The sequence below is a fragment of the Salinimicrobium sediminis genome, assembly GCF_900215295.1.
Classification (GTDB): domain Bacteria; phylum Bacteroidota; class Bacteroidia; order Flavobacteriales; family Flavobacteriaceae; genus Salinimicrobium; species Salinimicrobium sediminis.
Window position 1 is genome coordinate 356,086 of the sequence record NZ_OCMF01000004.1, and the last position, 20,799, is coordinate 376,884.

The 20,799-nt window shown below is 42.4% G+C and carries 15 protein-coding genes; 5 read left to right on the forward strand and 10 right to left on the reverse strand.

Annotation, left to right across the window (positions count from 1 at the left end; genetic code table 11):
• Positions 1 to 2: 2 nt before the first annotated feature.
• The gene (locus tag CRO16_RS14565) at positions 3 to 1,931 is read right to left on the reverse strand and encodes an amino acid ABC transporter substrate-binding protein (protein WP_097057119.1); all 1,929 of its coding nucleotides are present in this window, start codon (positions 1,929 to 1,931) and stop codon (positions 3 to 5) included.
• A gap of 10 nt (positions 1,932 to 1,941) precedes the next feature.
• Positions 1,942 to 3,471 carry a glutamine-hydrolyzing GMP synthase gene (gene guaA / locus CRO16_RS14570; RefSeq protein ID WP_097057120.1) on the reverse strand — a complete coding sequence of 510 codons (1,530 nt, stop codon included), beginning with the start codon at positions 3,469 to 3,471 and terminating at the stop codon, positions 1,942 to 1,944.
• A gap of 87 nt (positions 3,472 to 3,558) precedes the next feature.
• Here guaA and CRO16_RS14575 point away from each other — a divergent pair, with 87 nt between their 5' ends.
• A complete protein-coding gene (locus CRO16_RS14575) occupies positions 3,559 to 4,284 on the forward strand; it encodes an SIMPL domain-containing protein (RefSeq protein ID WP_097057121.1) in 726 nt (241 codons plus the stop codon).
• Positions 4,285 to 4,407: 123 nt separating this feature from the next.
• Positions 4,408 to 5,124, forward strand: a complete 717-nt coding sequence (locus tag CRO16_RS14580) for a DUF2071 domain-containing protein (RefSeq protein WP_097057122.1) — start codon at positions 4,408 to 4,410, stop codon at positions 5,122 to 5,124.
• Between the two features lie 429 nt (positions 5,125 to 5,553).
• Here CRO16_RS14580 and CRO16_RS14585 read toward each other — a convergent pair whose 3' ends face one another.
• Entirely contained in the window at positions 5,554 to 6,930 is a 1,377-nt protein-coding gene (locus CRO16_RS14585; RefSeq protein WP_179670557.1) for a pyridoxal phosphate-dependent decarboxylase family protein, read from the reverse strand.
• Positions 6,931 to 6,935: 5 nt separating this feature from the next.
• Positions 6,936 to 8,555 (reverse strand): bacillithiol biosynthesis cysteine-adding enzyme BshC, encoded by a 1,620-nt coding sequence (bshC, locus tag CRO16_RS14590; RefSeq protein WP_097057124.1) that lies wholly within the window; start codon positions 8,553 to 8,555, stop codon positions 6,936 to 6,938.
• Between the two features lie 119 nt (positions 8,556 to 8,674).
• Between bshC and CRO16_RS14595 the strand changes: the two genes are divergently transcribed.
• Genes CRO16_RS14595 through CRO16_RS14605 form a run of 3 tightly spaced genes read left to right on the forward strand, consistent with a single transcriptional unit; the run spans position 8,675 to position 14,978 of the window.
• Positions 8,675 to 11,173 (forward strand): M14 family metallopeptidase, encoded by a 2,499-nt coding sequence (locus tag CRO16_RS14595; RefSeq protein WP_097057125.1) that lies wholly within the window; start codon positions 8,675 to 8,677, stop codon positions 11,171 to 11,173.
• A gap of 1 nt (position 11,174) precedes the next feature.
• Positions 11,175 to 12,128 carry a calcium/sodium antiporter gene (locus CRO16_RS14600; protein WP_097057126.1) on the forward strand — a complete coding sequence of 318 codons (954 nt, stop codon included), beginning with the start codon at positions 11,175 to 11,177 and terminating at the stop codon, positions 12,126 to 12,128.
• A gap of 18 nt (positions 12,129 to 12,146) precedes the next feature.
• Positions 12,147 to 14,978: a M16 family metallopeptidase gene (locus CRO16_RS14605; protein WP_097057127.1), complete on the forward strand. Its 2,832-nt coding sequence runs from the start codon at positions 12,147 to 12,149 to the stop codon at positions 14,976 to 14,978.
• A gap of 295 nt (positions 14,979 to 15,273) precedes the next feature.
• Here CRO16_RS14605 and phoU read toward each other — a convergent pair whose 3' ends face one another.
• The 6 genes from phoU to CRO16_RS14635 form a co-directional block, all read right to left on the reverse strand.
• Positions 15,274 to 15,957: a phosphate signaling complex protein PhoU gene (gene phoU, locus CRO16_RS14610; protein ID WP_097057128.1), complete on the reverse strand. Its 684-nt coding sequence runs from the start codon at positions 15,955 to 15,957 to the stop codon at positions 15,274 to 15,276.
• Positions 15,958 to 15,969: 12 nt separating this feature from the next.
• Positions 15,970 to 16,764, reverse strand: a complete 795-nt coding sequence (pstB, locus tag CRO16_RS14615) for a phosphate ABC transporter ATP-binding protein PstB (protein WP_097057129.1) — start codon at positions 16,762 to 16,764, stop codon at positions 15,970 to 15,972.
• The gene (gene pstA, locus CRO16_RS14620; protein WP_097057130.1) at positions 16,765 to 17,619 is read right to left on the reverse strand and encodes a phosphate ABC transporter permease PstA; all 855 of its coding nucleotides are present in this window, start codon (positions 17,617 to 17,619) and stop codon (positions 16,765 to 16,767) included.
• Entirely contained in the window at positions 17,612 to 18,490 is an 879-nt protein-coding gene (pstC, locus tag CRO16_RS14625; protein ID WP_097057131.1) for a phosphate ABC transporter permease subunit PstC, read from the reverse strand. Before pstC ends, pstA begins: the two co-directional genes overlap by 8 nt.
• A gap of 67 nt (positions 18,491 to 18,557) precedes the next feature.
• Complete coding sequence (locus tag CRO16_RS14630; RefSeq protein ID WP_097057132.1) at positions 18,558 to 19,493, reverse strand: PstS family phosphate ABC transporter substrate-binding protein; 936 nt, start codon at positions 19,491 to 19,493, stop codon at positions 18,558 to 18,560.
• Between the two features lie 10 nt (positions 19,494 to 19,503).
• Positions 19,504 to 20,703, reverse strand: a complete 1,200-nt coding sequence (locus tag CRO16_RS14635) for a porin (protein ID WP_097057133.1) — start codon at positions 20,701 to 20,703, stop codon at positions 19,504 to 19,506.
• Between the last annotated feature and the right edge of the window lie 96 nt (positions 20,704 to 20,799).

A 20,799-nucleotide genomic window follows, 5' to 3' on the forward strand; every position in this document is an offset into this window, starting at 1 on the left:
TATTACTGCACCACTTTTAAATTAAGGTTCCTGTCATAAGCCAGAATATAAATAGCTTTGTTCATATAACCACCACCCGGCCTGTGATCATAATCAAATTTGTTCTCCACATATTGTGTAGTTCCTTCTTCATTAATGGAGGAATACAGATCCTGGGCAGAAGCCAATCTTAACAACACATCATATGTCACATCAAAACCTCTAACGGCAAAGCGACTGGGAGTGACGCCATATTTCTCTTCGTACTTTTTAATAAAGCTTCTGTTTTTCACCAGATCAAAAGCCCGGTCAACAGAAGGATAATGGAAATTAAGTTTCCCCAAATGACTGTTGGAAATGATATCACTTTCAAAGGATTTGTTCCTGTCTGTAGTAAAAAGTGTGATCTTATGAGAATCTGCTCTGGAATTGAAGTAAGAGGTAGCATTGCTTAGCAAACCAATCTTATCCGATTCCAGGATCACCCAATTGGGTCTGGAATTATCTAAAGCGGCGGCCATTGCTCCCTGGCTTATAGTGCCGCTTTCTCCGGGAGAAACTACTTTTGCTGAAGGCAAGGCTGCGGAAAGTTTTCTTCTTTTCTCATAATTATCTGCAATGATCACCAGGTTTTTTCCTGCAGAATTTTCTGAAATATATGAGATCATCGCGTTAGCCAGCATTTCATCTGTTGGTACAGTTTGCAAAAAATTTGATATGGAACCGGCCTCTTTTGAGGTAAGTGGTGAAACTACAGGAATATTTCTTCTCTCCAGGCCACGGGCAGCCGTTTCCACAGTAGATTGAAGAAGCGGTCCAATAACTGCATCTACATCATCAAAATTATGAGTATTCAAAAGAACATTCACCTTTCCTGAATTCCCTTCAGTATCCAGGATGGTGACTTTGGAAGAAATACCTCTCGCTTTGGCCGAGTCAACCGCTATGAGGACTCCGCTGTAAAAATCCAGGGATACCTGCATCACTTTGTCATTTTTGATCCTATCGGCAGCATTGCTGGAAGAATCTGTAGCCACTATCCTATTTTTATTGAATGGCAACATGACCACCAGGTTCTTTGTACTATAATTGGAAATCCTATTTTCGAGGTTCACTGTAGCACTTTCGGTATATTCTTCAATCTCAGCAGAATCTACATTTGGAATCTTTAGCACCATACCCGACTTTAAACCATCGGCAAGCGCCGGATTTAAAGAAACAAGAGAGTCCCGGCTAATTCCGAAGCGACGGGTGAGGCTGAACAAGGTTTCCTGCGGCTGCACCTGGTAATATTTGAAAAGATTACCCTCTACCTCCACTACTTTTTCCACATTTCCATTCCTCACTTTAAGGACCATCCCCGGTTTTAGTGTCTCTAAAGTTGGGTTAAGTCTTTGCAGGTCGGCAATGGTGATATTGTACTTTCTGGAAATTCCGTAAAGGGTTTCCTGCGGAAGAACAAGATGTTCCTTTACTGAAAGATCCAGGGGATTAGAGGCCGAAGGAACAGGCTCAGTCTTTTGAACTGTTGCAAGATTCTTTGGTATCCTAATCCTTTCTCCTCTCCGCAATTCTGCCGAATAGAGGTGTTTATTGAATCTCTTAATATCCTCTATGCTTACATTATATTGCTGGGAAAGGCTGAAAAGAGTTTCCTGTCGCTTCACCCGGTGCATTTGAAACTGCACATTTGCATCTCCCGGATCTTGCTGAACGGTCTTAACATTTTGATCCTGCCCTACATTAATTGGCACCACGAGTTTCCCCTGTGGTTTTATTCCGCGACGGGCATCGGGATTATACTTAAAGAGCGTTTCTTCAGAAATATTATACTGTTTGGCGATCTGGGAAGTTGTTTCTCCCTGCTTTACAATATGGTACTTGTACTGCTGTGCGAAAGCCTGTACGGTAAACAATTGTAAAAACAGGATAAGAACTGCAATTTTTTTCATAGGTTAATTTTTATTCCCACTCAATAGTGGCTGGCGGCTTGGAGCTTATATCATACACTACCCTATTAACGCCTTTAACTCTGTTAATTATTGTATTGGAAGTTTTTTGCAGAAAATCATAGGGTAAATTCACCCAGTCTGCCGTCATTCCGTCTGTTGATTCTACGGCACGTAAAGCTACTACTTTCTCATAAGTTCTTTCGTCGCCCATCACTCCTACGGAATTCACCGGAAGCAGGATGGCTCCTGCCTGCCAAACCTTATCATAAAGCCCCCATTCCCTGAGGCCATTTATGAAGATGGCATCCACTTCCTGGATCACCCGCACTTTTTCTGCAGTGATGTCTCCAAGGATCCTTATAGCGAGCCCGGGACCGGGGAAAGGATGTCTGCCAAGCAGCTCCTTATCGATCTCCAGTTCTGCACCAACTCTCCTAACCTCATCCTTAAACAACATTCTTAATGGTTCCACCACCTTTAATTTCATATAATCTGGCAAACCACCCACGTTGTGGTGAGATTTTATAGTTGCTGAAGGCCCGTTCACAGAAATGGATTCAATAACATCGGGATAAATAGTTCCCTGCGCTAAATATTTCACGTCCTGAATGCGGTGTGCTTCATCATCAAAAACATCAATAAAGGTTTTCCCTATCGCCTTCCGCTTTCCTTCAGGGTCTGAGATTCCCGCGAGGGCATCCAAAAAACGTGCCGAAGCATCTACCCCTTTTACGTTAAGGCCCATGTGCTTGTATTGGTCCAATACGCTTTCGAACTCATCTTTTCTAAGCAAACCATTGTTCACGAAGATACAGTAGAGATTCTTTCCAATAGCTCTGTGGAGTAACACAGCAGCGACCGTGGAATCTACACCACCACTTAACCCCAGTACAACTTTATCATCTTTAATTTGTTCCTGAAGATCTGCAACGGTCATTTCTACAAAAGCTTCAGGAGTCCATTCCTGTTCCACTTTTGCAATGTTTACAAGGAAGTTCTCCAACAACTGTTTTCCATCTGTAGAATGATATACTTCGGGATGGAATTGAATGGCGAAGGTTTCCTCTCCTTCTATACGGTAGGCAGCATTGAGTACATCTGAGGTACTTGCGAGCCTCACACCATTTTCGGGTAATTCTTTTATAGTATCACTGTGGCTCATCCATACCTGCGAATTTTCAGCAATATTTTCAAACAGAGCTTCTTCAGCTTTAATTACTGAAAGATTAGCGCGGCCATATTCCCTGATTTCTGAAGCTTCCACTTTTCCGCCGTTAAAATGCGCCAGGTATTGGGCTCCGTAACATACCGCCAAAAGCGGCACTTTTTTCCTGATCTTCGAAAGATCGGGATGTGGAGCCTGTTCTCCTCTCACTGAAAAAGGGCTTCCCGAGAGAATGACCGCTTTGAACTGAGAAATGTCTTCAGGGATCTTGTTGTAAGGATGGATTTCGCAATAGATGTTGAGTTCTCTAACCCGTCTTGCAATAAGCTGAGTGTATTGCGAGCCGAAATCTAAAATAAGGACGTTATTTTGCATGCACAAAAGTAAGAATTTGAGGTAAAATCTAAGCCTGCTATTTCTTATTTTCTACCTTTATACAAATTCCCTTTTTTACAAGGTCTTATGAAACATGTTGCTGCAATTATTTTTTCGATAGCTATAGTAGTGGCTGCTTACATCCTTGGGAGCTCTTATGTCAAAAGAGCAACACCTACGGGAGTCATCGCCGTGACAGGTTCGGGCAGTGAAGATTTCACCTCAGACCTTATTGTTTGGGAAGGAACTTTTTCTCAAACCAATATCAACTTACAAGCGGCTTACGAGCAGTTGAATAAAGACAAGGAAACTGTAAGGCAATACCTGCTATCCAAAGGGATTGCAGAAGAAAACCTTGTTTTTAATTCCGTACAGACCATTGAACAAAGAGAACCCCAGTATCAAAACGGTAATTATATAGGAGAAATTTTTAAAGGATATGAACTGCGACAAACTGTAAAGATCGAATCTAAAGACGTGCCCATGGTCGAACAGGTCTCCCGGGAGATCACAGAACTATTGCAAAAAGGCGTGCAGTTCAATTCCACTCCACCCCGATACTACTATACAAAACTTTCTGATCTCAAGATCCAGATGATCGCTGCAGCTACCGAAGATGCAAGGATCAGGGCTGAAAGAATTGCCGAGAACAGCGGAAGCGACCTTGGCTCCCTTCGCAGTGCTGATCTTGGAGTTTTCCAGATCATTGGACAAAACAGCGGCGAAGACTTCACCTGGGGTGGGGCATATAACACGGCCGACAAAAAGAAAACGGCTTCGGTAACTATGAGGCTGGAGTTCGAAATAGATTAAAGAGTAGCCGGAACACCTTCGGAAATGGGCATTTTTGGCTGGTCCGGTTTTTAAACTTTTCACAAACTTACCTGTTTACTCTTTTAGCTTTAATAAATTTGAGAGAAAGCCATCAAAATAGTTATGAAATTATCCATTTCTTCGGAATTCCGGAAAGTAGCGCTTCTCAATTATATCGTACCGCCGGAAGTTGTTGAAAAATACCTGCCAAAGTACACGAAACCCGATCTTTTCAACGGAAATTGCTATATAAGTCTAGTAGGATTTCAGGTTAAAAAGCTGAAAGTAAATGACTTAAAAGTGCCTATGATAAAGGATCTGGACGAAATAGACCTGCAGATCTATGTGAAACGCTTTGATGGTGCAAGTTGGGTCAAAGGAGTGGTAGTGATCTCCCGGCTCTTTGATCAACCCGGGCTAGCAGAATTGACTAATACGCTTTTTAAAACCAACTACACATCTGTGCCTGCTATGGGCGAAGTAAACGAAACTGAAAAAAGTATCGAAGTAAAATATTCATGGCAGCTCAATGGGAAAGAGCAAAAATTCAGCGTAAAGAGCAACAAACTGGCAGCGCCATATGATAAAGATACTGAAGCTGCCTTCCTGCTCGATAGGCCTTTCGGATTTATTAAAGCCGGCGAGGAAGAAACTTACCTATATGCTATTAAACATGCTTCCTGGCATTTGTACACCGTGGAAGAATATGCAGTAAATGTGGATTTTTCACGGCAATTCGATCCTGTCTTCAACATCTTAAACTCTAGGGTGCCCCATTCGGTTATTCTCACAGAAGGTTCTACAGTGGAGATTGGGGAAAATGTGGAAGTGAGTAGTTAGTAGTTAGTATTGAGTATTGAGTATTGAGTATTGAGATTTGAGATGTGAGATTTGAGATATAGAATTTTTGTTTCTCGCAAAGGGCGCAAAGATTCCGAAAAGGGCGCACAGCTGCCGTTTTTGAATTCCGAAATTCCGGAATCTTCAAATTATTCGAATCGCCCTATTATCAAATTCGCTTTTTCCCGCAGATTTCGCAGATTAGCGCAGATTTTAGAAACAGAAAATCATTGCTCTCAAAGCGCACAAAGATTCCGCCAAGGGAGCAAAACCATGCGACTTTTTTTCACCCCAGTCTATTTTCAAATTCTCAAATTCTCAAATTTATTTCTCCGGATTTTGAATAGTAATTAAAATAATCTTGAATCTTGAATCTTGAATTTTGAATTTTAAATCCTGAATTTTAAATCCTGAATTTTAAATCCTGAATTATCCCATCGTTCCCAAAATCAGATCAATGTCAGCCTCGGTGGTTTCAGGGTTGATAAAGCAGAAACGGGATATTGTTTCATAGCCGTTCTTTCCATACCATTTTGTCGGGGTTACCAATGCAATTCCGGCTTTGTGGTTTCTGTAGGTCCAATCCCGGTATTCCTCCGGAGTCCAGCCTTTTCTCCGGAAAAGAACCACAGACAAACTTGCCGGCCTTACCAGTTCCAGGTTTTCATGCTCCTCAATCTTTTTGGCTGCGATCTTCGCCAGTTCAATGCCTTTTTCGATAGCATTAGTGTATTTATCAGTTCCATGCATGGCCAGGGAAAACCACAACGGCATTCCCCGAAGTCTGCGGGTAAGCTGTATCTGATAATCAGCAGGATTGAAGCCATGGGCACCCTCATCCTTAAAAATTTCAAGATAGGATCCTTTTTGAGAATGTGCTTCTGCAGCCAGTTCCATATTCTTATAGATCACCGCCCCACAATCATAGGGCGAAAAAAGCCATTTATGAGGATCGATAGTAATACTGTCTGCCCGTTCAATTCCGTTGAAGAGGTGGCGCACAGAGGGTGCAGCGAGGGCACCTCCGCCATAGGCTGCATCTACATGGAACCATACATTCTCCTTCTCGCAAACTTCGGCAATAGAATCAAGTTCGTCAATAATCCCGGCATTGGTAGTACCACCCGTGGCTACCACTCCAAAAAGCCTTTTTCTGTCTTTTTCTCCCAATTCATCAATAGCTGACTGCAATATGCCTCCACGAAGATTTTCATCGGGGCAATCGATCATCACCACATCTGCATCCATAACCTTGGCCATTGCCTGGATAGAGGAATGTGCTCCATTTGAGGTTAACAGCAACGCCCGCACCCCAATATTTCCTGTATCTCTTTTCCGCCAGGCTTCTCTGGCAGTGACCATAGCCGAAAGGTTTGCAGCCGTTCCGCCACTGGTGAATACTCCGAAGGAATCTTTAGGCAGTCCGGTGAGGGAAACCAGCCACTTCATAGCCTGATTTTCACAAAAGATCCCGCCGGCACCCTCCATCCAATAGGCACCATGGATACTAGAAGCTGAAGTCACAAGGTCGAACATGATCGCAGCACGCGTAGGCGCAGCCGGAACAAAAGCCAGATGTCGGGGATGGTCAATAGGCACGGTTGCCTTTACCAGAATATCCCGAAACATCTTAAAGGCTACTTCTCCCCCAATTCCTTTGGGAGTGACGGTTTCCCCAATCATTTCGAAAAGTTCCTCCTCTTTTTTCGGAACACCGAGTTCGGGGGTTATATTTGAAATTCTGTCAATAGTATATTTCATCACATCGAGGGTCATTTCAACCAGTTCGATGTCGATCTTATGCATTTTGTTCATAGTGCTATTATGTCAAATTTTAATTCCAGCGGCTCCAGGCTGTTTAATAGCGCCGGAATAAGGTCTTCTCCATATTCCAGATAGAATTCAGAAAAGTTATGGTGCCGCTCCTGAAGTCCGCCATTGGGGAAAAGTTCATTCTGCAGGTCTGCGATCCTTGAAACCTCATCTTCCAGCTTCCTTTTTTGAGCCTTCAGCAATCTCTTTTCCAGGTGATCAAGACCTTTTAGCTGCTTAACCTCCTGAGCTTTTACGGCATTAAGAAAAGTTTTATCTGTTTTTTCGGCAAGTTCATACATGCCACGGAATTGCTCCACCAAATGCTCTTTTTGAGGGGAAAAGTCGATATCAATGTTGGAGATCTTTCGAACTTTTCGGTTGATGAGCTCGTGACGCTTCAGGAATAACTCCGGCAGGGAGATATTTAATTTTTGCCTTTTTTGATCCTGCTTTTCAGTTTGAAGCAAGACTGAATTCCGAAGCAATAAAACAGGAAAGGTAATATTCACCGCTTCAAAAAGTCCTTTAAGCTCCAGCCAGTATGCCAATTCTCCTCCCCCTCCAATGTAACAGAGGTTAGGCAGGATCACCTCCTCATAGAGTGGCCGCAATAAAACATTGGGACTAAATCTTTCAGGATGATTTTCCAACAGCTCCAGTAATTCCTCCTTGCTCCAGGAGATTTCATTTTCATGAACAAAGAATTTTCCGTTCTTTTCAATAATACGCTCCCTAAGGCCTTTTTGTATATAGAACAGGTTGATCTCCCGCGTATTTACCTGCACGTTATAGCCTTCCTGTTCAAGAGTTTCAGATTTTTTTTGCACTGCTTTATAAGAGACCTGGTCCAGCAGCTCTTTCTTCATCTGTGGAATGTAAAGCCTCTTTAATTCGGCATGATGGGCATCCATGATCACCAGCCCCTGCTCGCCAAAAAGTTCATTGGCAAGATATCGGGTAGCATCAGCCAGATTATCGTGCTCCAGGTAAGCTTTTTTAAACCACTGCTTCAATTGACCGGCATTTTTAGTATTCCCGATTTCCGCAGAAAATAGTTCAAAAACATCATTTAATCCGGTGGTAGGAAGTTCCCCAACAGGGCCTCCTGTCTTTTCAGATTTTGGGGGATTCCATTGAAATTTTTTCCCATGCAGATAAAAAAAGCTGATCTCCTCAAAATCGTGATCCTCTGTCGCCATCCAGTAAACAGGCACAAAATTATATTGCGGATACGCCTTTTTTAGATCCCTTGCGAGATTGATAGCGCTAACGATCTTGTATAGAAAATATAAAGGTCCAGTAAATAGATTGAGCTGGTGACCCGTAGTGACGGTAAAAGTAGTTTCTTCCTTAAGCAGGTCAAAATTGGATGCTGTAGCTTCAGAAATTTTAATATCCCTGTACTGTTCCTTCAGGATCCCGGTCAAGACCTCGCGTTTTTCTGTTCCGCCGGCAGCATCATAATTTTCCTTTTTAAGGGCAATCTGTTCTTGAAAGTTTTCCAGGGTGGGAAATAATCCGTAAAACTGCTGCACATTCTCTTTTTGATCCAGATAATCGGTCACTAAAGGTGTGAAATAATTAGTATCCCGATACGCAAGAGAATTTTTATGCATTTAAAAGAATTTTCGCAAATATACAATTAAGAGCGTTGGCGGTAAAATCAATAATTACATATTGGCACAGATAAAGTTTTATATTTACATGCTAATTCGAATATTAAGATCAACCCCTTATGAGAAAATTACCGGCTTTAATTACAGCGCTTTTAGTCAGTTTTCAATTCACTTTTGCACAACAATCCCCTTCAGAATTTCTGGGATATCCCCTGGGCAGCAATTTCACCCGCCACAGTAAAGTGGTAGATTACTTTGAACATGTTGCAGAAAATTCTCCCCTTGTAACATTTCATAATTATGGAGAAACCTATGAAGGCAGACCACTTACCTATGCCGTCATTTCTTCGGAAGAAAATCTTGCAAATCTGGAGGAGATACGCCAGGCACACCTGGAAAATACCGGTATTAATCAAGGTTCCGCAGGTTCTCCTTCCAAAAAGGGAATTGTGTGGCTTAGCTATAATGTTCATGGGAATGAAGCTTCCAGTACCGAAGCTGCCATGCAAACCATCTATGAACTGGTCACTCAAAAACAGGATTGGTTAAAAGACCTAGTAGTGATTATGGATCCAGCTGTGAATCCCGATGGCCGCGATCGTTATGTGAACTGGTACAAACAGGTAAAAGCTACTCCAAACAATACTTCCCCCATGGCTATTGAACATAATGAGCCCTGGCCCGGTGGCAGGCCAAACCATTACCTGTTTGACCTTAATCGTGACTGGGCATGGGCTACGCAGGTGGAGACCCAACAGCGTCTAAAAGTTTATAACCAGTGGCTACCGCATATCCACGTGGATTTTCATGAACAGGGAAAGAACAGCCCTTATTATTTTGCCCCTGCTGCAGAGCCTTTGCACGAAGTGATCACTCCGTTTCAAAGAGAATTTCAAAAGGAAATTGGTTTGAATCATGCTAAATATTTTGACAAAGAAGGTTGGCTGTATTTTACGAAAGAAAGATTTGACCTGCTCTACCCGAGTTATGGAGACACCTATCCAACGTATATGGGAGCAATAGGGATGACCTATGAACAGGCAGGCCACACGGGACTTTCTGTTGAGACAGATCATGGTTACCTCCTTACTCTCACAGATCGTGTAGCACATCATCACACTACCGGTTTGTCTACTGTAGAAATTGCAGCCCAAAATGTTGATCGTCTTAATTCAGAATTTTCGAAGTTCTATATCAATGAGGAAAAGAATGCAACTAATTACGTGTTAACAGGAAAAAAAGATCAACTTGACCTGCTAAAGGAATTGCTGGATAAGCATGAGATCACCTATGCGGCAGCAAGAGCCGGAAAGGTGAAAGGTTACGATGCACTTGAAAAAAAGAACCGCAGCATCGAAACTTCAGAAGAAAGCCTGGTAATTAGTACCGCTCAACCTAAAGGAAAAATGGTGAAGGTGTTAATGGAACCCGCCGCCAAACTTTCCGATTCCCTTACTTATGATATTACTGCCTGGAGCCTGCCATTTGCCTATGGTCTGGATGTTATTTCCACAGGATCTTCTGTTCCTACCACCACTACGGCCGAAGCCAACAAATCTGTGAATCAGCCTGCGCCACAGGCTGCAGCCTACCTTTTGGAATGGAATAGCATGAAAGATGCCCGCTTTCTTTCGGCTTTGTTAGACGCAGGAGTAATGGTACGATTCACCGAAACTGCTTTGGAAACTTCAGGAAAAAAGTTTAGCCCGGGAAGTCTGGTGATCACCAAAGGTGATAATCGCAGCCTGGAAAATTTTGACACGATACTCACTAATCTCGCAAATGATCATAACAGAAACCTTACAGCTGCAACTACCGGATTTTCCACCTCGGGACCCGATTTTGGATCCTCACAGGTAAAGGTTATAAACAGTCCAAGAATAGGCGTTTTAAGAGGAGAAGGTATTTCTTCACTTAACTATGGAGAGATCTGGTATTTCTTTGAACAGGAACTCAATTATCCTGTCACTTCTATTGATACAGAATATTTTGATCATGTAGATCTGTCAAAACTTGAGGTACTGGTTTTACCCATTGGGAACTACAGCAAACTGTTTGATGAAAAAGGTCTTGCGCGACTTACCGACTGGGTAAAAGGAGGTGGTAAGGTTATAGCCATTGGAAGCGCAATGAAAACTTTTGCAGGAAAAGAAGGTTTTGATCTTAAGTTAAAGGAAGAGGAAAAAGACACTGTGAATAAACCCAATCTTATCCCTTATGCCCAAAGGGAAAGAGAAGAAATCAAAGATCTTATCACAGGTAGCATAATTGAGACCCAAATGGACAATTCTCATCCCGTAGCTTTTGGCTATGATGACACCTATTTGAGCTTAAAGTTGAGCGATGAAAGCTACAGTCTTTTAAATGATGGTTTTAATGTAGGTTACCTTCAGGACTCTCCTAAAATAGTTTCAGGATTTGTGGGTGTTAAGGCAAAGGACAAGATCAATAATTCCCTTAGTTTTGGGGTGGAACCAATGGGTACAGGAAGTTTTGTTTACCTCGTGGATAATCCGCTATTTCGTGCCTTCTGGCAGAATGGAAAACTCTTGTTCGTGAACGCCATTTTCTTCGAAAATAACAGCGAGATCACCAATTACACCAATTCCCTTAGATAATATGTTAGTAAACATTCTTCTGCTTTTAGGTGGCTTTGTCGCGCTAATTTTTGGAGCCAATGCTCTTGTTGATGCTGCTTCAAGCCTTGCAGCTCGTTGGGGAGTTCCCAGTATAGTCATTGGGTTGACCATTGTCGCTTTTGGAACCTCCGCTCCGGAGCTCGTGGTGAATGTTTTTGCCGCGACCTCGGGTAGTACAGATATGGTACTTGGAAACGTGCTTGGAAGTAATATATTCAACGTGCTGGGGATCCTGGGTATTTCTGCCCTGATATATCCGCTCACAGTAAAATCCAACACCACGTGGATCGAAATTCCGCTGAGTTTACTTGCAGCAATTTGTGTGTTTGTGGTAGCTTCCGACGTTGTTTTGGATGGCGCAACTACAAATCTTATCTCACGAAGTGAAGGAATTGTACTGCTCCTGTTCTTTTTGATCTTTCTGGTGTACAACCTTGTGGTTGCAAAAAGCGGAGGTGCAGATGAGGAGATGGAAACCAAAGAATATTCCGTAGGAAAAGGTATCCTGTTCATCATCCTGGGGCTTGCCGGACTTATTCTTGGTGGACGACTCATAGTAACCAGCGCGGTAAGTATTGCTGAAGTTATTGGTCTTTCTGAAAGAGTAATTGGTTTGACTGTGGTTTCCATAGGGACTTCCCTGCCGGAACTAGCCACTTCAATAATAGCCGTAAGAAAGAAAAATGTGGACATCGCTATTGGAAACGTGGTAGGATCCAATATTTTCAACATTTTTCTTATCCTTGGAGTTTCCGGAACCATTGTCCCGCTTACGATAAATCCGGATTCCTTTTTCGACATTCTCGTAAATATAGTTGCTGGCCTTTTGCTTTTCATTTTTGTCTTCACCGGCCGTGGCCGCAAGGTGGAGCGTTGGGAAGGCGCAGTATTTGTAATTGCTTACATTGCCTATGTCACCTATCTAATCATGTAATACTGAAATAAATTCTGAATGAGATCAATTAAATTTCATATTCTGGCTTTCCTGTTCACTATTGTGGCAGGACAAGCCTGGTCTCAGCAAGTCGCTGAAGCAACCGGTTTTGAAGTAGATTTTGAAACCTTCACTCTTGATAACGGATTAAAAGTGATTTTTCACGTAGATCGTTCTGATCCTGTTGTGGCCGTAGCCTTGACCAGCCATGTAGGTTCTTCCCGTGAAAAGGAAGGAAGAACAGGTTTTGCTCACCTTTTTGAGCACCTGTTATTCCTGGAGTCTGAAAACCTCGGGAAAGGCGGACTGGATAAACTTAGTGCGCGTATTGGAGGAAGTGGTGCTAATGGTTCCACCAGCCGCGACCGCACCAACTATTTCCAGACAGTACCTAATGACGCCCTGGAGAAAATGCTCTGGGCAGAGGCCGATAAACTGGGCTACTTCATCAACACGGTTACTGAACCTGTACTCGCAAAAGAAAAGCAGGTGGTGAAAAACGAAAAAAGACAAAGTGTTGACAACCGTCCTTACGGCCATACCCAATATGTCATCGACAAGAATCTTTATCCCAAAGATCATCCCTACAACTGGCAGGTAATTGGTTCTCTTGAAGACTTGCAAAATGCCACTTTAGGAGACGTAAAGGAATTCTTTAACCGCTGGTATGTTCCGAATAACGTAATTCTTACCGTTGCCGGGGATTTTGATAAGGATCAGGCAAAGGGATGGGTAGAAAAATATTTTGGGGAGATCAAAAGAGGCCCTGCAATTCCTGAACTTGAAAAACAACCTGCCAACCTGCAACAGATCAAAAAGTTGTATTACGAAGACAATTTTGCTCGCCTGCCCGAGCTTACCTATGCATGGCCAACTGTACCTTCATATCACAAAGATGCCTATGCCCTGGAAGTATTGGCTAGTTATTTGGCCGATGGAAAGAATGCCCCCTTTTATAAGGAATTGGTAGCAGAACAAAAGCTCACCCCTAACGTGCAGATGTACAATTACACTTCAGAACTGGCGGGACAGCTGATGATGGAAATTCAGGCCTACGATGGAAAGGATCTGGATAGTGTTCACGCTGCCGTAGAAAAAACCTTCAAAAAATTTGAAGCAGAAGGTATTTCAGAAAAAGACCTGAAACGTATCAAAGCCGGGCAGGAAACTGCATTTTACAATAGTCTTTCCAGTGTTTTAGGCAAAGGTTTTCAACTTGCACAATATGAAATTTTCGCCAATGATCCCAATATGATCAATAAAGAAATCGATTTCATTCTTGCTGTCACTCCCGAAGATGTGATGAGAGTTTATAAAAAATATGTGCAGGATAAACCATTTGTGGTTACCAGTTTTGTTCCAAAAGGTCAGACAGAGTTTGCGCTGGAAAATTCGCAGCTTGCTGAAGTTGAAGAGGAGCAGATCGTGATGGGAGCCGAACAGGAATTTGATTTGGAAGAGGAAGTGACTTATGAGAGAACTCCTTCCAGTTTTGATCGTACCGTAGAACCTCCTTATGGCAACAGCCCTAAGGTAAAGGTTCCGGAGATTTGGGAAGAAAACCTTTCTAACGGACTGGAGATCTACGGGATCACTAATTCTGAAGTGCCGCTGGTGCAATTCATGTTGGAGATTAAAGGCGGAATGTTGCTGGAAGATCCTTCCACAACAGGGGTTTCAAATCTACTCGCCAATTTGTTGACCAAAGGCACCAGGAATAAGACTCCGCAGGAGCTTGAGGAAGCCATTGAGCTGTTGGGCGCAACGATTAGGGTGAATGCCACAGATGAAAAGATCATTATTAGCGGCAGCACACTTTCTAAAAATTACGAAGCGACCCTGGCTCTTGTAGAAGAGATCCTTTTAGAACCACGTTGGGATACTGAAGAGTTTGAGCTTACAAAGCAACAGGTGATAAGCCGGATTCAGCAGCAAAAAGCCTCTCCGAATAACATAGCTGCCAATGAGTTTAAAAAGCTTATTTATGGCACCAGTCACATCCTGGCCAATGACAATCTTGGCACAGAAGAATCGGTGCAAAGAATCACAATGAAAGACCTCCAGGATTATTACACCAATAACCTGTCCCCTAACCTTGCCTCTTTTCTTGTCGTGGGAGATATTGAACAGGATCGTGCGGTGACAGGAGTGAAGGACCTGACCGCAGATTGGAGTGTCAAAAAGGTGAATTTTAAAGACCTTCCGGAATTGGCCGCTCCGGAAAAATCCAGGGTGTATTTCTATGACGTACCTGGTGCAAAGCAATCTGTACTGCATATAGGGTATCCTGCCCTGGCAGAGACAGATGAAGATTTCTTTCCGGCTACTATCATGAACTATCGTTTGGGCGGTGGAAGTTTTGCTTCACAACTCACTCAGGAACTCAGAGAAGGAAAAGGTTATACTTACGGAATACGTTCAGGATTTGACGGCAGCACCTTAAAAGGTCCTTTTTTGATCTCCAGCGGCGTGCGTTCCAACATTACTTATGAAGCTGTGGACCTTGTAAAGCAGATCCTGGAAAATTATCCGAAGAATTTTAATGAGCAGGACCTGGAGGTTACCAAAGGTTTCATGACCAAAAGTAACGCCCGTAAATTTGAAACTTTAGGTTCAAAACTGCAGATGCTTAGAGAAATAAGCAACTTTAACAGGCCTAAGGACTTTGTATTACAGCAGGAAGAAACAGTAAGAAAAATTACTGTTCCACAGATCAAGGCCCTGGCCGAAAAGTATGTTGATCCAAATAAAATGTATTACCTGATCGTAGGAGATGCAGCAACCCAGCTGGATCGTCTTGAACAGTTAGGTTTTGGAAAACCGGTTTTGCTTAATGGGGAGGTAAAATAACCCTTTGGAAGGTTGAAAGCCTAAGGTCTAAGGATTAATATGATCATAATAAAAAATGCCCGGAGATTCCGGGCATTTTTTATTACACCCTGAATTTAGAGAGGGAGATTCGGAAAGCAAAGGGACACAGAAAGGGGATTAAATTGGTTTTTTTGAGACAAATTATATTTCGTCCCTACAAGACATGACTGGTTTACAGGATAATTTACCCATCATTAATTCTAACATTCAAATTCTCAAATCTTCATATTCTCAAATCCAATTGAAATTTGGTACTTGAAATTTGGTGCTTCACCTATGAATCTTTCTTCTTTCCGCCTTTCTTCTTGCGGTGCTTCAGGACCTCAGCTTCTCTGAAGAAGATGATCTCTTCAGCAATATTAGTAATAAGATCCCCTATTCTTTCTACTTTTTTGATCACCGAAAATAACAACATCACCTGATCGATCACCTGTGGATCTGCCTTTACTTCTTCAGAAATAATAGCAAAAGATTTCATGTTGATATCATTCAGGATCTTATCCTTTTTAAATACCTTTCTTGCCACCTTAGTATCAGATTCTGTATAGGCAAGAGTGATATCATCAAGCATGGATAAAGCAGTGGTAAACATCTCCTCCACCCGCATCCTTTCTAAAAGTCTGGGCTCTATCTTGGTATCGATCTTTACGATGTAGTTAGAAATTCCGTAGGCATGATCTCCAACCCGCTCGAGGTCAAAATTGATCTTTCTTAGTGCTAAAACAAACCGAAGATCGCTGGCAACAGGATTGTGCAAGGCGATAAAACGCTCACAATCACGATCAATTTTGAGATCCAGGGCATTTACCCTATTCTCTGTATGTAAAACCTCTTCGGCAAGATCGCTATCATGATTAAAGAAAGCCTCCTGTGCATTTTCCAGCTGCTTTATACAAAGCTCCAGCATTTCTAATCCCGACTGGTTCAGGGCTTCCCTATGTTGGTCTAAACTTATCATATATCTAAAGATTTATCCGAATCTACCGGTAATATAATTCTCGGTTTGCTGTTTTTCGGGATTGGTAAATAACTTTTTTGACTTATCATATTCAATGAGCTCTCCCATATAGAAGAATGCGGTATAATCACTAATCCTCCCTGCCTGCTGCATGTTGTGGGTAACAATAACTATAGTGTACTTTTGTTTTAACTCATAAATAAGCTCCTCGATCTTGGCAGTAGAGATGGGATCTAAGGCAGAGGTAGGTTCATCCATAAGGATTATGGAAGGCTCTACCGCCAGGGTACGGGCAATACAAAGCCTTTGTTGCTGCCCACCCGATAAGGCGAGAGCAGATTTATTAATATCCTCTTTTACCTCATTCCAAAGCCCAACCTGCTTAAGCGAATCTTCTACTTTGTCCTTAAGATAACTTTTATCTTTAATACCCTGGATCTTTAACCCGTAAGCCACATTTTCATAGATGGATTTCGGGAACGGGTTTGGTTTTTGGAATACCATCCCCACCTGCTTCCTAAGCTGCTCTACGTTGATATTCTTCTTATATATATTTTCTCCGTCGATAAGGATATTTCCTTCCATTCTAAAACCATCAACATAGTCATTCATACGGTTGAACAGCCTAAGGAAGGTCGATTTCCCGCAACCCGAGGGTCCAATAAAAGCCGTTATCTTATTTGCCCTGATGTTCATGTCAATGCCTTTAATAGCCATGAAATCATCATAAAAAACTTTCACTTCTTTAGCCTGAAGCTTATGCTTTTTCCTAACGGGAGTCTCTATTTTATCTTGATTTTCTTTCATTTATTTAAATTTACTCTGCCACCTGTTTCTAAAATAAACTGCAATAGCATTCATTACAAAGGTGATGAACAAAAGGATGATGATGGCTGCTGCCGCGTTGATTTCAAACCCATGCTGCGGCCTGGAAATCCAGTTAAAGATCTGGATTGGCAGAACCGAAAATTCATCCATAGGTGATTCCGGCGCGAATGGCACATAAGCCAGGGCGCCAATTACAATTAATGGTGCAGTTTCTCCAACAGCTCTCGAAAGCGCCAGGATGATCCCTGTCAATATTCCCCCCGATGAGGCCGGCAATAATTGCCTCGAAACCGTTTGCCATTTGGAAGCACCTAAAGCAAAGGAGGCGTCTCTTATCGATTTAGGAACAGCCTTTAAAGCCTCCCGGGTTGAAACAATAACTATAGGTAAAATTAACAGGGCAAGGGTGAAACTTCCTGCCAGCACACTTGCTCCCATTTGCATTACTCTCACAAATATCTCTAAACCTAATAATCCGTAAATAATTGATGGCACCCCTGCAAGATTCGAAATATTGATCTCCAGAAGAGAAGATAGCTTGTTCTTTTTAGCATACTCTTCCAGGTAAATAGCAGCCGCTATTCCTACAGGCAGTGCGATAATGGTTGTGAGTACCAGAATCCACACACTGCCCATTAAAGCGGTGTAAATACCCGCTCTTTCAGCTTTTCTTGAAGGAAGGCTTGTGATAAAGTCCCAGTCAATTCTCTGGATCCCGTCTACCAGGATCGAACCTATAAAAATTGAAAGAAGAACAATTCCTAATAAGGTGCAAAAAATTCCCCAGAGCTTAAAAGCCTGATCCTTGAACCGGTTTTTCTTAATCCTATTCATACTTCTCCCTGAATTTTTTCCTTATTTGATAACTAATCGTATTAAGCAGAAAGGTGAAAATAAATAAGGTGATCCCTGCTGCAAAAATGGTTCGGTATTCCAGCGAGCCATGCTGTACGTCCCCTAAACTCACCTGCACGATGTATGCAGTTATAGTCTCCACGGGAACAGTTGGGTCTAAAGTTAACCTTGGTTGTTGCCCTGCGGCAATTGCCACGATCATGGTTTCCCCAATGGCGCGGGAAATTGCGAGGATTATGGAAACAATAATTCCTGAAGAAGCTGCCGGAACCAATATCCTGAATGCATTCTGAAGTTTTGTGGATCCCATACCATATCCCGCCTCTCTTAAAGAATTAGGTACTGCATGTAAAGCATCTTCACTTAAAGAGGAGATGAAGGGGATGATCATTATTCCCATTACCAGGCCTGCAGAAAGAGAATTAAAACTGGACAGCCCGGGAATAAAAGTCTGCAGGAATGGAGTTACTACCGTTAAGGCAAAGAATCCATATACCACAGTAGGTACAGCGGCAAGTAACTCTAAAGCCGGCTTAATGGTTTTCCTGAAACTTTGGGGAGCATATTCACTGATATATATACTTATTGAAAGCCCCACAGGCACCGCAAAGACGATGGCAATAAAAGAGGTAAGTAAAGTTCCCGATAAAAGCGGAAGGATCCCAAAATGTTTATCTGTAAACAGCGGTGTCCATTGCGTGTCTGTAAGGAAATCAATTATGGATACTTCCCTGAAGAAATTTATTGCCTCAATGGAAAGCACCACAATAATACCAGCAGTAACAGCTATAGTAACCAGGGCACTCGAAAGGAGTGTCTTTTCAATTACCGCTTCTTTTAATTTTCGCATAGAAAATCAGGTTATGCGGAAAAACCAGAGTCCTTCCGGACCCCGGTGATTTCCTTTAATTTTTGATTTACTTCTGGTGTTTTTCAACAAAAGCGTTGAACTTTTCCTTTTGTTCCTTGTACTCTTCTGAAGTTAAAGGCACATAACCTACATCTTTTAACAAGGATGGAGCTTCATCAAGATAGAAATTAATGAAATCCACAACCTTTGGATTATTTTGTACAGATGAACTATTCACATAGACAAATAAAGGCCTTGAAAGAGGTGCGTAGGTACCGTTGCTTACGGTCTCAGTAGAAGGTTCAACACAGCCTTCACCTCCGTCTACTGCCACCATTCTTAATTTGTCAGCGTTCTCTTCGTAATAGGCAAGACCAAAGAATCCTAGTCCGTATTTGTCTCCCGAAACTCCCTGTACCAGTACATTATCATCTTCACTTGCAGTATAATCTCCCCTGCTGCTTCCGCTTTTACCCACGACAGCTTCTGTAAAATAGTCAAATGTTCCTGAAGCAACTCCGGGGCCAAAAAGGTGAATTTCCTCATCGGGCCAGGAAGGATCGATCTGGTTCCAGCGGGTAATTGTTCCCTGTGCAGAAGGTTCCCATATCTTTCTAAGTTGTTCTACAGTAAAACAATCCACCCAGTCATTCTCGGGGTTTACCACTACTGCAAGACCATCATAAGCTACTTCCAGTTCCACGAAGTCTATATTGTTGCTTTCCGCGATCTTCTTTTCATCCTCTTTAATAGGTCTGGAGGCGTTGGAAATATCAGTCTCCCCTCTTCCAAATTTTTGAAAACCTCCACCGGTTCCCGATACTCCGATAGTAACATCCACATCGCTATCTACTGACCTGTACTCTTCGGCTATCGCCTCGGTCACGGGATAAACTGTACTGGAACCATCTATATTGATAGAAGAGGCTTCCTTGTCTTTCTTGTTATTTCCGCAGGAAACCAGGGAAATTGTTAGTGCTGTTAATAGAATGATTTTTTTCATGATTTTTTTGTTATAGTTGAAGTTCTAATTGCAGTCTGTATGTAAGGCCGTCTTCGAGGCCAAGGTTCATATCTGTATAGCTTAGGTCTGTTTGCACCTTAAGTTTATGCTTGGCAATATACTTAGAAATCGCAAAGGTATACTGATTTTCAACTACTTGCGAAATACTGTCATCGAGATCAATTGTAGTATATCTTCCTACTACCTGAATGCTATTTGGAAATAAATATCCTGCCTGTAGATTAAAGCCGTCCCCGATATTAACGACATCGCCGGTAAGGGAGCTATCTGAATTCCTGGCAAAAGCATCATCTGCAGACCTGTGCCCATACTCTCCCATCAAAGAAAATCCCTGATATTTGAACATGGCATCTAAAAAAAGCGTGGAGATATCGGTTTGGTAGAAGCCGGTGTCGGTAAGCATATAATCTCCGGCATTCGATTCTGTCTGTACCGCATTGTTGTTATAGGCATAACTTACCCCTACAGCAAGTTTTGGAGTTGCTTCCCGGTCCAGGTCGCCACCAGAGTAGGAATCAAAATCCCCGAATGGCAGGAATTCAAGACGCCCCATGTATAAATGACCTCCTAAATTTGCTGAAGTAATATTTCTTCCTTCTCCCTGAGATATGGAAACTGCTTCCTTTAAAAGAAAGTCCCCACCCAGGTTCGTCTCATGGTGTAACTGAAGGCCCATTTCACGTCCCAGGTTAAAATTGCTGTTCACCAGCGACCTGTCAACTGTTTCCAAACTACCCGAAGAGATCAACTGCTCCCTGTTGCCCGGCAGTTTAGTCTGTCCTACCCATAATTCGAAATTTTCATAAAAATTCCACATCACCACCGCATCAAGAATAAAGCGGGGGGTATTACGGGTAAATTCGGAAGCTCCGGACATATCCCTGTTAGCGAGCCCCAGCTGTACCTTATACTTCAACTTTGGAGAATAGGCATAACCATCAAATTTTAACCTGGCCCTTCTTATGAGGAAAGCAGATTCTGCATCACCAAACCCATCCTCCTCGGTAATACCCCAGTCAGAAGTAAAGAGAGATTGCATTCGCAATCCCATCTTCATGCTGTAAGAGCTGTCCTGCGCCTCTATATTAATGAGGCCTTTACCAAATTTGTTCCCTGTAATCTCCTGTCCATAAATTTGAATAGAAAGAATTAGCGTAATTACTGTAACCCAGCCGGTTCTAATGCTCATGATCTTAATTTTTGTCACTGCAAAGAACGAATTCGTATGTTACCTAAAGGTTAACTCCAAATTATCAATAAGTAAAAAGGTTGCCCGGAAAGGGCA

Coding starts and splice junctions, on each gene's coding strand:
- CRO16_RS14565 (WP_097057119.1), bottom strand. CDS start 1,931: ATGAAAAAAATTGCAGTTCTTATCCTGTTTTTACAATTGTTTACCGTA.
- guaA (WP_097057120.1), bottom strand. CDS start 3,471: ATGCAAAATAACGTCCTTATTTTAGATTTCGGCTCGCAATACACTCAG.
- CRO16_RS14575 (WP_097057121.1), top strand. CDS start 3,559: ATGAAACATGTTGCTGCAATTATTTTTTCGATAGCTATAGTAGTGGCT.
- CRO16_RS14580 (WP_097057122.1), top strand. CDS start 4,408: ATGAAATTATCCATTTCTTCGGAATTCCGGAAAGTAGCGCTTCTCAAT.
- CRO16_RS14585 (WP_179670557.1), bottom strand. CDS start 6,930: ATGCATAAGATCGACATCGAACTGGTTGAAATGACCCTCGATGTGATG.
- bshC (WP_097057124.1), bottom strand. CDS start 8,555: ATGCATAAAAATTCTCTTGCGTATCGGGATACTAATTATTTCACACCT.
- CRO16_RS14595 (WP_097057125.1), top strand. CDS start 8,675: ATGAGAAAATTACCGGCTTTAATTACAGCGCTTTTAGTCAGTTTTCAA.
- CRO16_RS14600 (WP_097057126.1), top strand. CDS start 11,175: ATGTTAGTAAACATTCTTCTGCTTTTAGGTGGCTTTGTCGCGCTAATT.
- CRO16_RS14605 (WP_097057127.1), top strand. CDS start 12,147: ATGAGATCAATTAAATTTCATATTCTGGCTTTCCTGTTCACTATTGTG.
- phoU (WP_097057128.1), bottom strand. CDS start 15,957: ATGATAAGTTTAGACCAACATAGGGAAGCCCTGAACCAGTCGGGATTA.
- pstB (WP_097057129.1), bottom strand. CDS start 16,764: ATGAAAGAAAATCAAGATAAAATAGAGACTCCCGTTAGGAAAAAGCAT.
- pstA (WP_097057130.1), bottom strand. CDS start 17,619: ATGAATAGGATTAAGAAAAACCGGTTCAAGGATCAGGCTTTTAAGCTC.
- pstC (WP_097057131.1), bottom strand. CDS start 18,490: ATGCGAAAATTAAAAGAAGCGGTAATTGAAAAGACACTCCTTTCGAGT.
- CRO16_RS14630 (WP_097057132.1), bottom strand. CDS start 19,493: ATGAAAAAAATCATTCTATTAACAGCACTAACAATTTCCCTGGTTTCC.
- CRO16_RS14635 (WP_097057133.1), bottom strand. CDS start 20,703: ATGAGCATTAGAACCGGCTGGGTTACAGTAATTACGCTAATTCTTTCT.